The sequence below is a fragment of the Chryseobacterium sp. CH25 genome, assembly GCF_004119455.1.
GTDB lineage: Bacteria > Bacteroidota > Bacteroidia > Flavobacteriales > Weeksellaceae > Chryseobacterium.
The window spans coordinates 1-277 of record NZ_NRQT01000059.1 but is presented as its reverse complement, the minus strand read 5'-3'; the positions used below and the strand labels follow the sequence as shown (position 1 = coordinate 277).

The 277-nt window shown below is 44.4% G+C and carries 1 pseudogene; it reads left to right on the top strand.

The features are described from left to right. Positions 1-43: 43 nt before the first annotated feature. Positions 44-228 (top strand): annotated as a pseudogene (locus tag BOQ64_RS22785) (pseudouridine synthase); the annotation flags it as partial. Positions 229-277 lie beyond the last annotated feature (49 nt).

Sequence of the window (277 nt, the reverse complement as noted above, 5' to 3'; positions counted from 1 at the left end):
TAGGGCTTGTTCACAGGATTGATAAAGATACATCAGGACTGCTGATGATCTTGTGGTAGTGGATAAGGAACCAGGAATGGTAGTACACCCTGGTTTCGGAAACTGGGACGGAACATTAGTCAATGCACTGGCTTTCCATTTTTGAAAAAGAACGGTCAGAAGTCTGATCTTGACAGAGTAGGGCTTGTTCACAGGATTGATAAAGATACATCAGGACTGCTGATGATCTTGTGGTAGTGGATAAGGAACCAGGAATGGTAGTACACCCTGGTTTCGG